We start from the raw sequence: 13,925 nt of genomic DNA on the forward strand, positions 1-13,925 counted from the left end.
AAGCCCTCCTTGGGCCTACAAGGGTCGCCCTGCTCCAGAACCTGCAAGAAGTCTTGAAGTCTGAATACGACAAAAGCCCGCGGTCACATGCTCCGCAGGCTTTGTACTGCAAGGAAACCAAACTGCAACTCGCTTTGAGCGTAGCACGCTCCGTGCAGGACCGGTAGTGGTTCAAGATCCGTCGTGCCGCGGCCGGGGCGGAGCGCCTGGTCCGGCGCCGACGTGCGTCGATGCCGGTCGCGACGTCGGCCGGGACGCCGGTCGGGAGCCCGCCGCCGGGCCCGTGAGAGGCCCGTGGGAGCGCGCCGGGGCCCAGGCGTACGCTCCGGAGTGTGCGTGCGCAGAAGAGCTTTTCACGGGCCCGGCCCCGGGTCGGTCACATCCAGTTTCTGAACTGCCTGCCCCTCTACTGGGGTCTCGCCCGGACGGGGAGCCTGCTCGACCTCGAGTTGACCAAGGACACACCCGAAAGGCTGAGTGAACAACTCGTGAACGGTGGCTTGGATATCGGCCCCGTCACCTTGGTGGAATTCCTCCGGCACAGCGACCAGCTCACCGCGCTCTCCGATATCGCGGTGGGCTGCGACGGTCCGGTGATGTCCTGCGTGATCGTCTCCCAGGGCGAACTGGAGGCCCTGCACGGCGAGCGGGTGGCCCTGGGCTCGACGTCGCGGACGTCCGTGCGGCTCGCGCAGCTGCTGCTGGCCGAGCGGTACGGCATCCGCCCCGAGTACTACACCTGCCCGCCCGATCTGGGGCTGATGATGCAGGAGGCCCAGGCGGCGGTGCTGATCGGCGACACGGCGCTGCGCGCCTCCCTCCAGGACGCGCCGCGGCTCGGGCTGCGCGTCCACGACCTCGGGCAGCTGTGGAAGGAGTGGACGGGCCTGCCGTTCGTCTTCGCGGTGTGGGCCGCCCGGCGCGACTACCTGGACCGCGAACCGGAGACGGTCCGGGAGGTGCACCGGGCCTTCCTGGCCTCGCGGGACCTGTCGCTGGAGGAGGTCGAGAAGGTCGCCGAGCAAGCCGCCCGCTGGGAGACGTTCGACGCGGAGCTGCTGGCCCGCTACTTCCGGACGCTCGACTTCCGGCTGGGCCCGGAGCAGATGGCCGGAATCGCCGAGTTCGCCCGGCGCACGGGCCCGGACACGGGCTACCCGGCCGACGTCGCCGTGGAGCTGCTGCCCGCACCCGGTGGCCACGCGGACTGACGGCAGCCTGGACTGAGTCGGCGTCCCCCTGTGTCCTACGCTGAGCCGCTCAGCGTAGGACACAGGGGGGACGAGACATGGAGCCGCTCGGCGCGGAGGACCCGCGGGTCATCGGGGGCTACCGGCTGCTGCGCCGCCTCGGCGCCGGCGGCATGGGCCGGGTGTACCTGGGCCGCAGCGGCGGTGGCCGCACGGTGGCGGTCAAGGTGGTGCACGCGCACTTCGCGGCCGACGAGCAGTTCCGGGCCCGGTTCCGCCGGGAGATCGAGGCCGCCCGGCTGGTCGGCGGCGACTGGACGGCGCCCGTGCTGGACGCCGACCCCGACGCCGCCACGCCCTGGGTGGCGACGGGCTACGTGGCCGGGCCGGACCTCCAGCAGGCGGTGGAGCAGCACCATCCGCTGCCCGAGCCCGCGGTCCGCGCCCTCGGCGCCGGGCTGGCGGAGGCGCTGACGACCGTCCACGAGCGGGGCCTCCTCCACCGCGACGTCAAGCCGTCCAACGTGCTGCTGACCCTGGACGGGCCCCGGCTGATCGACTTCGGCATCGCCCGCGCCACCGACGTCACCGCCTCCCTGACCGCGACGGGCGTCTCCGTCGGCTCGCCCGGCTACATGTCCCCGGAGCAGGTGCAGGGGCACGACGTCGGCGGCCCGACGGACGTCTTCTCGCTCGGGGCCGTGCTCGCGTTCGCGGCGACGGGGCGTCCGCCGTTCTCCGGGGACGGGGCCGCCGTGCTGCTCTACAAGGTGGTGCACGAGGAGCCGCGGCTGACCGGGCTGGAGGGCGAGCTGCTCGACGTCGTCGCGGCCTGTCTGGCCAAGGAGCCCGCCGCGCGGCCCCCGGTGGCCGAGGTCGCCCGGCGCCTGGCCGGGGAGGCGGGCGCGGGCGGGGCCGCGGAGCTGATCGCCGGGGGCTGGCTGCCGGGGCCGGTCGTGGAGGGCGTCAGCCGCCGCGCGGTGGCGCTGCTGGGGCTGGAGGCGGAGACGCCCGGGGGGAGCGACCCCGCCGCCGAGCACCCGGGCGGCTCCGGGAACGCCGGGAGTCCGCAGGGCTCTTTCGGCCCGGCGCCCTCGGCCTACGGCCCCACCGCGCCGTCCCGCCCCACCCCGCCGCCGTCCCGACACACTCCCCCGCCGTCGTACGGGCCGCCCACGCCGCCGCCCTCGGCGTACGGGCCCACCCCGGCGGCCGGGCAGGCGCATCTGCCGACGGCCTCGGCGGGCTTCGGGCCCGCGGGGCGGCCCGGCCCGGCCCCCGCCACCGGCGCGTACCACCCGTACGGCCCACACGCCGCGCACGGCGGGACGGGCCCGCACGGCTTCCGCCCACCGCCGCCGCGGCCGACCTGGCGCGACCGGCTGCCGGTCTGGGTCGGCGCGGGCGTGGCCGTGGTGCTCCTCGTGCTCGGCTTCCTCGTGCCCCTGCCCTGGGAAGGCGACGGCGGCGGCGGGACCTCGGGCGGCACGCACGCGGGCACGACGGGGAACCCGGGCGAGGACCGCGGAACGGCGATCCCGAAGGGGTTCGTCGGCACCTGGTCGGGCGAGGTCACCACGGACAGCGGGCTGAGCGGCGGGGTCCTCACCGTGACGGTCGAGGAGGGCGGCGTCGGCGGTGAGGCCCTGGAGCTGAGCACCCTCTTCGCGGGCGAGACGTGCCGCGGCGTCGGCACGGTGAAGAGCGTCACCGACACCGAGCTGACGTTCACCGAGGAGCTCGTGGGCGAGAACCCGACGGTGTTCGGCGTCCCCCTGTGCTCGACGGCGGGTGAGAGCTCCACTCTCAGGCTCGGGGACGGCGGCCGGACGCTGCACTTCTCCGCCCGCGACCAGGCCGCGGGCAACCCGACGGGCGAGCTCACCCGCGCCGGAGGCTGACCGGAGCCGGCCGGCCCGCGGCGCCGCCCCCCTCGACCCCTCCCGCCCGGCCCCCGGGGCGGCGCCGGGCTCGCGTACGCTGGGGCGCGTCGTACAGCCTGCGGAAGGGGCCGCCCGGTGACCGAGAACGCCGACCTGACGTCCGTGCTCGACCGCGCCGCGCAGGGCGGCCGGATCACCGCGGAGGAGGCGCTGGAGCTCTACCGGCACGCGCCGCTGCACGAGCTGGGCCGGGCCGCCGACACCGTCCGCCGGCGCCGCTACGCGGGTACCGAGCACATCGCGACGTACATCATCGAGCGGAACATCAACTACACCAACGCCTGTGTGACGGCGTGCAAGTTCTGCGCCTTCTTCGCCGCGCCGAAGAGCGACGACGTGTGGACGCGGAGCCTGGACGACATCCTGCGCCGCTGCGCCGAGACGGTGGAGCTGGGCGGCACCCAGATCATGTTCCAGGGCGGGCACCACCCGGACTACGGCGTCGAGTACTACGAGGAGCACTTCTCCGCGATCAAGAAGGAGTTCCCGCAGCTCGTCATCCACTCCCTCGGGGCCTCCGAGGTCGAGCACATGGCGCGGATCTCCAAGGTGACGCCCGAGGAGGCCATCCGCCGCATCCACGCGGCCGGTCTGGACTCGTTCGCGGGAGCCGGCGCCGAACTGCTGCCGGAGCGGCCCCGGAAGGCCATCGCCCCGCTGAAGGAGTCCGGCGAGCGCTGGTTGGAGATCATGGAGATCGCCCACAAGCTCGGCGTGGAGTCGACGTCCACGATGCTGATGGGGACGGGCGAGACGAACGCCGAGCGGATCGAGCACCTGCGCATGATCCGGGACGTGCAGGACCGCACGGGCGGCTTCCGCGCGTTCATCCCGTACACCTACCAGCCGCAGAACAACGCGCTGAAGGGCCGCACGCAGGCCACGCTCTTCGAGTACCTGCGCATCATCGCCGTGGCCCGGCTCTTCCTGGACAACGTGGCCCACATCCAGGGCTCGTGGCTGACGGTCGGCAAGGACGTCGGCCAGCTCTCGCTGCACTACGGCGCCGACGACCTGGGCTCGGTCATGCTGGAGGAGAACGTCGTCTCCTCGGCCGGGGCCAAGCACCGCTCCAACCTCACCGAGCTGCTGCACCTGATCCGGGCGGCGGGCCGGGTGCCCGCACAGCGCTCGACGACCTACGAGCACCTGACCGTCAACGACGACCCGGCGAACGACCCGGTGGACGGCCGCGTGGTCTCCCACCTGTCCTCCACGGCGATCGCGGGCGGCACCGCGCACCCGGAGCTGAAGCTCGTCGACGCGGGCTGAGCCGGGCGGGGCGGGGGTTCGTCGTGCTGACGCTGCACGTGCCGTCCGAGGGTGACGCCGTCCTCGTGGCGGACGCCCGGGTCGCCGCGCTCGGCCCGGCCGCCGAGCTGGCCGCCGCGTACCCGGCGGCACGGGAACGCCGCTGGGCCGGCGTCATCGGGCCGGGGCGGTGCCGCGCGGACGCAGCAGCATGGCTGGAGTCCGCCTACCACCCGGACCCCCGGGAGGAACTCGGCTCCGGGCCGCTGGACCCGGCGGTCGTCGGGCCGCTGGACGACGCCCGCTGGGGCGGCAGCGCCCGCCGCGGCCTCCAACGCCTCCTGGCCGACGGGGTGACGGCGCTCGTCGGCCCGTTCACGCGTCCGCCCGTGCGGACCGCGGTACAGCGCTCGGGGCTGCCGGTCCTCGCCGGACCCCGCGACCCGGTGCTCGCCGTGGGCGGCCCCGCGCACTTCACCGTGACCGCACCCGACGGCACCTGCCTCGCCACGGTCGTCTCCGGCCGCATCGTCCACCGCCGCCGTTAGACCTCCCCGCGCCCGCGCCGGGGCGGCTCGCGCACCCCGGCGCGGGTCCGGGGCGGCGGAGGGTGAACAATGGCGGGGTGACGCGCGCCAGCCTGGACAAGCAGCCCCACGACGTCGCCGCGATGTTCGACCAGGTCGCGGCCAAGTACGACCTGACCAACGACGTGATCTCGCTGGGGCAGGCCCGGCTGTGGCGCCGTGCCGTGGCGCAGGCCGTGGCCGTCCGGCCGGGGGAGCGGGTCCTGGACCTCGCCGCCGGCACCGGCACCTCGTCCCTGCCGTTCTCCGACGCGGGCGCCTACACCGTCCCGTGCGACTTCTCCACCGGCATGCTGGGCGAGGGCAAGCAGCGGCGGCCGTTCCTGCCCTTCACGGCCGGGGACGCCACCCGGCTGCCCTTCCGCGACGACGCCTTCGACGCGGTCACGATCTCCTTCGGGCTGCGGAACGTGCAGGACACCCAGGCGGCCCTGGGCGAGATGCTGCGGGTGACGAGGCCGGGCGGCCGGATCGTCGTCTGCGAGTTCAGCCACCCCGTGCTGCCGCCGCTGCGCACCGTCTACACCGAGTACCTGATGAAGGCCCTCCCGCCGATCGCCCGGACGGTCTGCTCCAACCCGGAGGCCTACGTCTACCTCGCCGAGTCCATCCGCTCCTGGCCGGACCAGCCGCGGCTCGCCCGGCGGTTGCAGCGGGCCGGGTGGGACGCGGTGGCGTGGCGCAACCTGACCGGCGGCATCGTCGCCCTCCACCGGGGCACCAAGCCCTGACCCCCGCGCGGGCACGCGCCCCGCATAGACTTCGAGCACCCAACGCCTCACCCCTCGGGAGTCCTCGTGGCGGAATCGCCGTCGAAGCCGGCCTCGGAGCACCAGGCCGACGTGATCGTCGTCGGGGCGGGGCCCGCAGGGTCCACCACGGCGTACCACCTGGCCCGCTCCGGCCTTGACGTCCTCCTGCTGGAGAAGACCGCGTTCCCGCGCGAGAAGGTGTGCGGCGACGGTCTGACGCCGCGCGCGGTCAAGCAGCTCGTCGGCATGGGCATCGACATCTCGGAGGAGGCCGGCTGGCTGCGCAACAAGGGGTTGCGCATCATCGGCGGCGGCCACCGCCTCCAGCTCGACTGGCCGGAGCTGGCCAGCTACCCCGACTACGGACTCGTGCGCAAGCGCGACGACTTCGACGAGCAGCTCGCCCGGCAGGCCGAGAAGGCCGGTGCCCGTCTCCACGAGCGCTGCAACGTGGGCGACCCGATCCTGGACGCCTCCGGGCGCATCGTCGGCGTCGAGGCCAAGCTGGGCGAGGACCGGCAGCCGGCCGTCTTCAAGGCTCCTGTCGTCGTCGCGGCCGACGGCAACTCCACGCGCCTGTCGCTCAAGATGGGCCTGCACCGGCGCGAGGACCGGCCCATGGGCGTCGCGGTCCGCACCTACTTCACCTCGCCCCGCCACGACGACGACTACCTGGAGTCCTGGCTCGAGCTGTGGGACCGGCGCGGCCCGGAGGACCGCCTGCTGCCCGGCTACGGCTGGATCTTCGGCATGGGCGACGGCACCTCCAACGTCGGCCTCGGCATCCTCAACAGCTCCAGCGCCTTCCGCGAGCTGGACTGGCGCGAGGTGCTCAAGGCGTGGTGCGCCTCCATGCCCGAGGAGTGGGGCTACACCCCGGACAACATGACGACGCCGATCCGCGGCGCCGCGCTGCCCATGGCCTTCAACCGCAAGCCGCACTACACGCGCGGCCTGCTGCTCGTCGGCGACGCGGGCGGCATGGTGAACCCCTTCAACGGCGAGGGCATCGCCTACGCCATGGAGTCCGGCGCGATGGCGGCCGACGTCATCGTGCAGGCCCAGTCCCGGCAGACGGCCGCCCAGCGCGAACTGGCGCTGCGCCGCTACCCGAAGGTCCTGTCCGACACCTACGGCGGCTACTACACGATGGGCCGCGCCTTCGTGAAGCTCATCGGCAACCCGAAGGTCATGAAGCTCGCCACCGAGCGCGGCCTGACCCACCCGCTGCTGATGCGTTTCACCCTCAAGATGCTGGCCAACCTCACCGACCCGACGGGCGGCGACGCCATGGACCGCATCATCAACGGCCTCACCCGGGTCAGCCCGCGCGCGTAGCCCCGTCCGGCGGTTCAGCCGGCCGCGCCGGGGAGGTCCGCGCTGCGGCGCGGGTCCGGCCAGCGCGGGCCGGCCTGGCCCGGACGGGGCCGGGACAGGCCCGCCCCGGTCCGCGGACCGGGGCGCTGTGGTCGTTCGCGCGGTTCGCCGTGCCCCTTCGGGACACAGGCGAAGGCGGCCGCCCCCTCCAGGGGACGGCCGCCTTCGTCGCGTTGGGCCGGGGTGGCGTCAGAGCACGCGCACCGCGCCGGTCGGCGGGTCCCAGCTCATGTCGCGCTCGACGACGCCCGTCGAGGAGTTCTGCGCGCCGACGAACTTGCCGTCGCCGACGTAGATCGCGACGTGGTACGCGCTGCCCGCGCTGCCCCAGTACAGGATGTCCCCGGGCTGCACCTGGCTGAGCGGCACCTGCGTGCCCGTCACGGACTGCTGCTGCGAGGTCCGGGGCAGGCCGACGCCCACCTGGCGGAACGCGGCCGTGGTCAGGCCGGAGCAGTCGTAGGCGTTCGGGCCCGTGGAGCCCATGACGTACGCCTTGCCGACCTGCGCCCGGGCGAAGTCCACGACGGCGGCGGCGCTTCCGGTCGCGGTGGACGGCGCCGGGGTGGTGCTCGTCGTCGCGGGGGCCTCGGGGCGCTCGGCGCTCCGGGAGGCCGTCACGCGCTCCCGCTCCTGCTCGGCCCGCTCGGCGGCCCGTGCACGGGCCTCAGCGGCCTCCTCGGCCTTCCTCTCGGCCTCGGCCTCGTCGGCTTTCTTCTTGGCCTCAGCGGCGGCCTTCTTGGCCTTCGCCGCGGCGCTCTCCTTGGCCGCCTCGACGTTGTACTGGATGGCGAGCGTGCGCGTCGCCTCGGCGGCCTCCGTGGTGCTGGCGGTCAGGAGACCGTCCAGCGTCGGCATCTCGACCGTGGCGTCGGTCGCCTCTGCCTGGCCCGCGGCCGAGGACGGGGAGGCCGCACCCGTCACCGCGAGGGTCGTGAAGACGCCACCGGCAACACCCGAGCGGATGAGCGTGTTACCGCGCCGGGGCTTCCGGTGGCTTCGTATGTGAGCTTTCGAGGACATGTGCAAAGGGCTACCAGGCGCCGGACGTTCCACTCAAGCGTCGTGTTCTCCACCACAGGCGCGGACACGGTGTCCGCTTCGGGGCTTTTGAACCCGCGTCACGTCGCTCCGGAGGAGTTGATCAATGTCCGACTACGCGTTCACGACCATGCGGTTGTCCGCTTTGTCGGCGGCTCCGGCGGGCCTAGCATGTCTCGGCCCGATAACGCCAATGTGACGGTTGGTGTCGCGCGGGTTTAGTGACCCAGATCACACACTGTCCCACCCTTCCCGGTGGCCTCAAACGCTTCAACCAGACAACTCGCCCTGATCGTGCCAACATGGGCAAACGCCGCGGAATCCCACGCTCCCTGGCGAACCGTCAGCTCGCCGAGCTCGGGACGTGGACACGGCGTCGTGGACGAGCGGCGCGCTCTGCACCCGGTTGTTCGGATCCAGCTTCGCGAGAAGCCGGGACACATGCGCCTTCACCGTCGGCACGCCCATGAACAGCGCGGCGGCGATCTCCGCGTTCGACGTGTGCCGGCTCCCACGGCCGCAGGCTCGGCCCGGAGGGCAGTCCCGGTCGTTCCCCCATCCGCCGCATGCTTCCCGCGTCCCCGTCCGTCCGCCACCGGGTTCGCGGGAGCTCGGTGAAACCCGGGCGTATGCGGCTGCATCAACCACACCAGAGGGCCGCGTCGCCGGACGCGGCCGTGACCGGAGGAGTGTGGATGCGGGACGTGGGAACAGGGCGGACCGAGGGCCGGGAGCGGGCGACGGGACGCGGCGGTCGGCTGGGACGGTTCGGCCGCCGACGGCTCGACCAGCCCCCTGGTGGTGCACTGGGACGGCACGACGTGGACGGAGATCCCGAGCCCGGCCGAAATCGGCGCGTTCGACGACGTCGTGGTCGACGCGCGGGGCACGGTGTGGGTGACCGGCTGGGCGCGGATCGGCTCCGCCGAACCCGCCGTCGTGTACCAGTACGCCGACGGCGCGTGGACCGAGCACGCCGACGGCCTTGAGGGCGCGATCAACGGCAACAGCCTGACGGTGCTGGCGCCCGACGACGCGTGGTTGGCGCTCAACCCGGGGCTGGCGCACTTCGACGGCACGTCCTGGACCGTGATGGAGGAGTTCCCCGCCGACGGTTCGCAGATCCTGACCGGCCTCGCGGCCGTCGACGCCACCGACGTCTGGGCGGCGGGGATCGAAATCGCCGGCCCCGGCCCGGCCCGGCCGGTCGCCTGGCACTACGACGGCTCCGCGTGGAGCCGGGTGCCGACGCCGAAGGTGTCGGCCCAGGTCTACGACGTGACCATCGTCGACGGGCGCCCCGTCGTCGTCGGAGAGGGGTTCGACGGCGACTGGGCCTCCACTCCGCTGGTGCTCACGACCGAGGCCGGTACCGGGCGCCCGGGCCTGGTCCAGGTGGCGGGCCCGACGACGCAGGCCGTCGTGCTGACGAGCGTCGACGCCGATGCCGGACGACTGTGGGTCGGCGGCGGGGACATCGACGTGTTCACCGGCTTCGCCGCCTACGCGGAGCTTCCGTGACGTGAGCGGGCGTCCCCGCCCCGGCCGTGAGGTCCGCCGGACGGATCTCGCCCCGGCCGGGGCGGGGGCGCTCGGTGTCGCCCGGATCGCGACCGGCAGACACCGAGTGCGGTACCGACGAGTGGCACGCCCACGGTGGCGCCCGTGGGGACCCCGGAGTTCGGCTCCCGCTTCAGAGCGGCAGATCGTCCGGCAGCACGCGGAACGCCTTGTGGCGGCCGAGTGGGCGCACCGTGCGGAAGTCACGGCGGTCGAGCGTCAGTACGGCGTCGGTGTCGTATTCGGCGGCGATGGCCACGTTCACAGCATCGGCGAGGTCCAGATCGAGGCCGCGGTAGCGGGCGCGTACGGACTGGGCGGTGCCCAGGTGCTCTTCGGTGACGGACGGCATGACGACGCGGCCGCGACGCAGCCAGTGTCGAATATCGTCGACGGCGCTCGCCGCCGCATCACGCCCGAGGCGACGTGTGGCCACGTGGTCGAGCTCCGCCAGCAGCAGGGGTGACATGACGAGCAGCCCGGCGCTCATGATCGCCTCGCCCGCGGCGGCGTTCTCCGGATGCCCTGAGTCCAGCGCGGCGAGCAGGCCGGAGGTGTCGGCGACGACGATGATCACGAAGCCCCGCACGTATCGGTCCGTCGTTCGACGGCATCGGCGACGACGTCGCGCACCTCGGCCTTGTCCGGAGTCGTGCCGGGACCCTCGAAGGTACGGGAGAACAGGGGCTCGTCCCAGACACGGTTCGCCATGGCGGCGAGGTGGATGCCCTCCCGGATGATCTCTGCCTCGCTTACGCCGCGCCGCAGTGCGGCTTCTTTGATGATGGTGAGGTCTTCCGCGTCGGCGTAGACGTTGGTCCGCTTCATGGGCATGTGTCGATGCTAGTACATGTGTCGGGGTTGGTGTATCCCCTGGCGGCTAGCATGCCGCGTTGTCCATCGCGAATTTGGCCGGGCATGGCGGTGTGCGCTATCAGGGGTGGCTCGCGACTTGGGTCAGTGCCTGCCGGGTCGTGACGAATGGTGAAGGCTCGGGGTCGGTGCGTGGATGTGGGGAGTCGTAGGCTCGGAGTAGCCGGTCTTCGGGTGTTGAGGATCACAGGATCGACGTTCCGGCCCGTGTCGCATGTCACAGAGGCGGGGCATAGGATGCACGCACGTCTTGTGAACTGCCTCACAATCTCACGAGCGGACAGGCAAGCCATCCCGGACCCTGATCAGCGGAGGTCGGAAAGCTGATGAGCACCTCAACGTCACACGCACCCGGCCGCGAGACCACCGAGGGCACGGTCTACACCGTCACCGGCGGGGACTGGGACGAGGTCGTCCAGGCCGTTCAGAAGAGCGACGACGAACGCATCATCGTCAACATGGGGCCGCAGCACCCCTCCACCCACGGCGTGATCCGGCTGATCCTGGAGATCGACGGCGAGACCGTCACCGAGGCCCGCTGCGGCGTCGGCTACCTGCACACCGGCATCGAGAAGAACCTCGAGTACCGCACGTGGACGCAGGGTTCGACGTTCGTGACGCGCATGGACTACCTGACCTCGTTCCACAACGAGGCCGCGTACTGCATGTCCGTGGAGAAGCTGCTCGGCATCGAGGACCAGATCCCCGACCGCGCGACGATCATCCGGGTGCTCCTGATGGAGCTGAACCGGATCAGCTCCCACCTCGTGGCCATCGCCACCGGCGGCATGGAACTGGGCGCCACCACGGTGATGGTGTACGGCTTCCGGGACCGCGAGATGGTCCTCGACCTGTTCGAGATGATCACCGGCCTGCGGATGAACCACGCCTACATCCGCCCCGGCGGCCTCGCCCAGGACCTGCCGCCCGGCGCCGTCGACGCGATGCGCGAGACGGTGAAGACGCTGCGCAAGAACTTCGGCGAGTACGAGACCCTCGCGTCGAACAACCCGATCTTCAAGGCCCGGCTCCAGGACATCGCCTACCTCGACCTCACCGGCTGCATGGCCCTCGGCCTGACCGGGCCGATCCTGCGCTCCGCCGGGCTGCCGCAGGACCTGCGCAAGACGGCCCCCTACTGCGGCTACGAGACGTACGACTTCGACGTCCCGACCACCGACACCTGTGACGCGTACGGCCGCTTCCTCATCCGGGTCGAGGAGATGCGGCAGTCGCTGCGCATCGTCGAGCAGTGCCTCGACCGGCTGGAGCCGGGCCCGGTGATGGTCGGCGACAAGAAGATCGCCTGGCCCGCGCAGCTCGCGCTCGGCCCCGACGGCCTGGGCAACTCCCTGGACCACATCCGCAACATCATGGGCACCTCCATGGAGGCCCTGATCCACCACTTCAAGCTGGTCACCGAGGGCTTCCGGGTCCCGCCCGGCCAGGCGTACGTGGCGGTGGAGTCGCCCAAGGGCGAGCTGGGCGTGCACGCGGTGAGCGACGGCGGCACCCGCCCCTACCGGGTCCACTTCCGTGACCCGTCCTTCGCCAACATGCAGGCCATCGCGGCGATGTGCGAGGGCGGCCAGGTCGCGGACGTGATCGTGGTGATCGCCTCCATCGACCCGGTGCTGGGCGGCGTCGACCGCTGACGGTGTCGCCGTCGGCCGCTGACGGTTCGGCGGCGATCCGGGGGTTCGGGCGGCGCGGGGGAGCCGGTGGGCTTCCCCGCGCCGCCCCGCACGTGGCGGGCACCGGTCAGCGGCGGGCGACGCGCTCCAGGAGTTCGCCCGTCTCGGCCAGCCGGGCGTCGGTGTTCCCGGACGCCGCGACGAAGCCGTCCGGCCGCAGGAGCAGCCAGCCCGCCCTGCGCCGGTCGACGTGGTCGTGCGCGACGAGACCGGGGAAGCGGGCGGCGAGGCTGCGGGCCGAGGAGGCCAGCTGCCCTTCCTCGGGCCCGAGCGTCACCAGCCGGAAGACGGAATCCGCCGGCGCGGCCGGCGCCGGGACCCACACCGGCGTCCGGCTGCCCGGGGCCGGCAGCCCGCGCGGCGGCTTCGGGGCGGGCCGGCCGAAGAGCACGTCCGGCTGGCGGGTGAGACGCCCGGCGAGCATCGCCGCGTACCACCGGTGCAGGACGCCGGTGAGCTGCATCAGCGCCCACGCGACGTTGCGCAGCCGGGCCGCCGCCGGTCCGGCTGCGGCCATCCGCACCATCTTGCCGGTGCTCTGCACCACCTGCTCGGCCACCGCGCGGCGCTCGGTGCTGTAGCTGTCCAGCACCCCGGGGGCCAGCCGGTCCCCGATGACTCCGGCGAGCTTCCAGGCGAGGTTGCGGCCGTCCTGGATGCCCAGGTTGAGCCCCTGGCCGCCGACGACCGAGTGGACGTGCGCGGCGTCGCCGACGAGGAACACCCGTCCGCTGCGCAGGGTTTCGGCGATGCGCTCCTGGCTGGTGAACGTGCCGATGGCGGACGGGGAGACGAACCGCAGCCCGCCCGGACCGCGTTCGTCCAGGATGCGCTGCACTCCCTCCTGGGTGCAGGGGAACTCCGGCGGGACCGGCCCCGAGACGCGGACCTTCCCGCCGGGGAGGGGGGACAGCAGGATGACACCGGCCGGGCGGAGGAAGTAGTGCACCTCCTCGCGCGGGAACTCGCCCTCCACCTCGCCCTCGGCCAGCAGGAACGTCATCGGCACCCCGCCGCCGGTGAACGGCGTCCCGAGCCGTTGCCGCACCGTGCTGCCGACCCCGTCGGCGCCGATCAGCCACGGGGTGGTGACGGTCGCGGAGCCGCCGTCCCCGTCCGCCCCGTCCGCCCCGGGCTCCCCGGCCGTCGCCGACGTGCCGGGCTGCCCGGGCTTCCCGGCGCGCTCCGGCTCCTCCGTGCGGCCGGGCTTCCCGACGGTGAGGGTGACGGCGTCGGCGGAAGCGGCCACGTCGGTGACGCGGGTGCCGTACTCGACCGCGCCGCCGAGCTTCTCCAGCGCGCCGCGCAGCAGCCGGTCCGTCTCCTCCTGCGGTATCAGCAGCGGCTGGTTCGCGGCGCCGAGGGGGACGCGCAACGTCTTCCCGTCGCCCATGTGGTAGGCGAGCGCCTTGGCCCGGATGCCGCACGCCTCCGCCTCCTGGAGCAGCCCGAGCCCGTCCAGGACCTCCAGGGTCGGCGGCCACAGCAGGATCGCCCGCGAGCCCCTGGGCGGTGCCTTCGCGGCCTCCAGGACGCGGACGGGCACGCCGTGCCGCAGCAGTTCGCAGGCCGTCACCAGGCCGCAGGGCCCGGCGCCGACGACCACGACCGGATCGGCGGAGCCGCCCGTCGGCTCGGAGGTGGGGTTCTCGCTCAT

General features: G+C 73.0%; 12 protein-coding genes and 1 pseudogene. 8 read left to right on the top strand and 5 right to left on the bottom strand.

Annotated elements, in window-relative coordinates; translation table 11 throughout:
• Positions 1–332: 332 nt before the first annotated feature.
• The 6 genes from O7609_RS14290 to O7609_RS14315 all read left to right on the top strand — a co-directional run bounded on the left by O7609_RS14290 (position 333) and on the right by O7609_RS14315 (position 7,061).
• Complete coding sequence (locus O7609_RS14290; protein ID WP_269736566.1) at positions 333–1,211, top strand: menaquinone biosynthetic enzyme MqnA/MqnD family protein; 879 nt, start codon at positions 333–335, stop codon at positions 1,209–1,211.
• 77 nt (positions 1,212–1,288) lie between these two features.
• The gene (locus tag O7609_RS14295; protein ID WP_269743664.1) at positions 1,289–3,091 is read left to right on the top strand and encodes a serine/threonine-protein kinase; all 1,803 of its coding nucleotides are present in this window, start codon (positions 1,289–1,291) and stop codon (positions 3,089–3,091) included.
• A gap of 117 nt (positions 3,092–3,208) precedes the next feature.
• On the top strand, positions 3,209–4,405 hold the full coding sequence (gene mqnC, locus O7609_RS14300) for a cyclic dehypoxanthinyl futalosine synthase (protein WP_269736564.1): 1,197 nt from the start codon (positions 3,209–3,211) through the stop codon (positions 4,403–4,405).
• Between the two features lie 23 nt (positions 4,406–4,428).
• A complete protein-coding gene (locus tag O7609_RS14305; protein WP_269736563.1) occupies positions 4,429–4,932 on the top strand; it encodes an imidazolonepropionase-like domain-containing protein in 504 nt (167 codons plus the stop codon).
• Positions 4,933–5,009: 77 nt separating this feature from the next.
• Positions 5,010–5,702, top strand: coding sequence for a demethylmenaquinone methyltransferase (locus tag O7609_RS14310; protein ID WP_269743665.1), 693 nt, complete (start codon positions 5,010–5,012; stop codon positions 5,700–5,702).
• A gap of 66 nt (positions 5,703–5,768) precedes the next feature.
• Positions 5,769–7,061 (top strand): geranylgeranyl reductase family protein, encoded by a 1,293-nt coding sequence (locus O7609_RS14315; RefSeq protein WP_269736561.1) that lies wholly within the window; start codon positions 5,769–5,771, stop codon positions 7,059–7,061.
• Between the two features lie 228 nt (positions 7,062–7,289).
• On the opposite strand, the gene O7609_RS14320 is transcribed toward O7609_RS14315, so the two are convergent.
• Positions 7,290–8,123 carry a C40 family peptidase gene (locus O7609_RS14320; protein ID WP_269743666.1) on the bottom strand — a complete coding sequence of 278 codons (834 nt, stop codon included), beginning with the start codon at positions 8,121–8,123 and terminating at the stop codon, positions 7,290–7,292.
• 390 nt (positions 8,124–8,513) lie between these two features.
• Positions 8,514–8,666: pseudogene (locus tag O7609_RS24755) on the bottom strand (LuxR C-terminal-related transcriptional regulator); the annotation flags it as partial.
• A gap of 273 nt (positions 8,667–8,939) precedes the next feature.
• Between O7609_RS24755 and O7609_RS14330 the strand changes: the two are divergent.
• Positions 8,940–9,662 (top strand): hypothetical protein, encoded by a 723-nt coding sequence (locus O7609_RS14330; RefSeq protein ID WP_269743667.1) that lies wholly within the window; start codon positions 8,940–8,942, stop codon positions 9,660–9,662.
• Between the two features lie 172 nt (positions 9,663–9,834).
• On the opposite strand, the gene O7609_RS14335 is transcribed toward O7609_RS14330, so the two are convergent.
• Both O7609_RS14335 and O7609_RS14340 read right to left on the bottom strand, forming a co-directional pair.
• Positions 9,835–10,278, bottom strand: a complete 444-nt coding sequence (locus tag O7609_RS14335; protein WP_269744359.1) for a PIN domain-containing protein — start codon at positions 10,276–10,278, stop codon at positions 9,835–9,837.
• Positions 10,275–10,535, bottom strand: coding sequence for a CopG family transcriptional regulator (locus O7609_RS14340; protein ID WP_269736558.1), 261 nt, complete (start codon positions 10,533–10,535; stop codon positions 10,275–10,277). Before O7609_RS14340 ends, O7609_RS14335 begins: the two co-directional genes overlap by 4 nt.
• A 365-nt stretch (positions 10,536–10,900) precedes the next feature.
• On the opposite strand from O7609_RS14340, the gene O7609_RS14345 reads away from it, so the two are divergent.
• The gene (locus tag O7609_RS14345; RefSeq protein ID WP_269736557.1) at positions 10,901–12,229 is read left to right on the top strand and encodes an NADH-quinone oxidoreductase subunit D; all 1,329 of its coding nucleotides are present in this window, start codon (positions 10,901–10,903) and stop codon (positions 12,227–12,229) included.
• A 106-nt stretch (positions 12,230–12,335) separates the two neighbouring features.
• On the opposite strand, the gene O7609_RS14350 is transcribed toward O7609_RS14345, so the two are convergent.
• The gene (locus tag O7609_RS14350; protein WP_269743668.1) at positions 12,336–13,925 is read right to left on the bottom strand and encodes an FAD-dependent oxidoreductase; all 1,590 of its coding nucleotides are present in this window, start codon (positions 13,923–13,925) and stop codon (positions 12,336–12,338) included.

The sequence above is a fragment of the Streptomyces sp. WMMC1477 genome, assembly GCF_027460245.1.
Classification (GTDB): domain Bacteria; phylum Actinomycetota; class Actinomycetes; order Streptomycetales; family Streptomycetaceae; genus Streptomyces.

What these genes read in the sequence shown, in the direction of transcription:
- O7609_RS14320 (WP_269743666.1), bottom strand. Translation starts at nt 8,123, where the DNA reads ATGTCCTCGAAAGCTCACATACGAAGCCACCGGAAGCCCCGGCGCGGT.
- O7609_RS14350 (WP_269743668.1), bottom strand. Translation starts at nt 13,925, where the DNA reads ATGAGCGAGAACCCCACCTCCGAGCCGACGGGCGGCTCCGCCGATCCG.
- O7609_RS14345 (WP_269736557.1), top strand. Translation starts at nt 10,901, where the DNA reads ATGAGCACCTCAACGTCACACGCACCCGGCCGCGAGACCACCGAGGGC.
- O7609_RS14340 (WP_269736558.1), bottom strand. Translation starts at nt 10,535, where the DNA reads ATGCCCATGAAGCGGACCAACGTCTACGCCGACGCGGAAGACCTCACC.
- O7609_RS14295 (WP_269743664.1), top strand. Translation starts at nt 1,289, where the DNA reads ATGGAGCCGCTCGGCGCGGAGGACCCGCGGGTCATCGGGGGCTACCGG.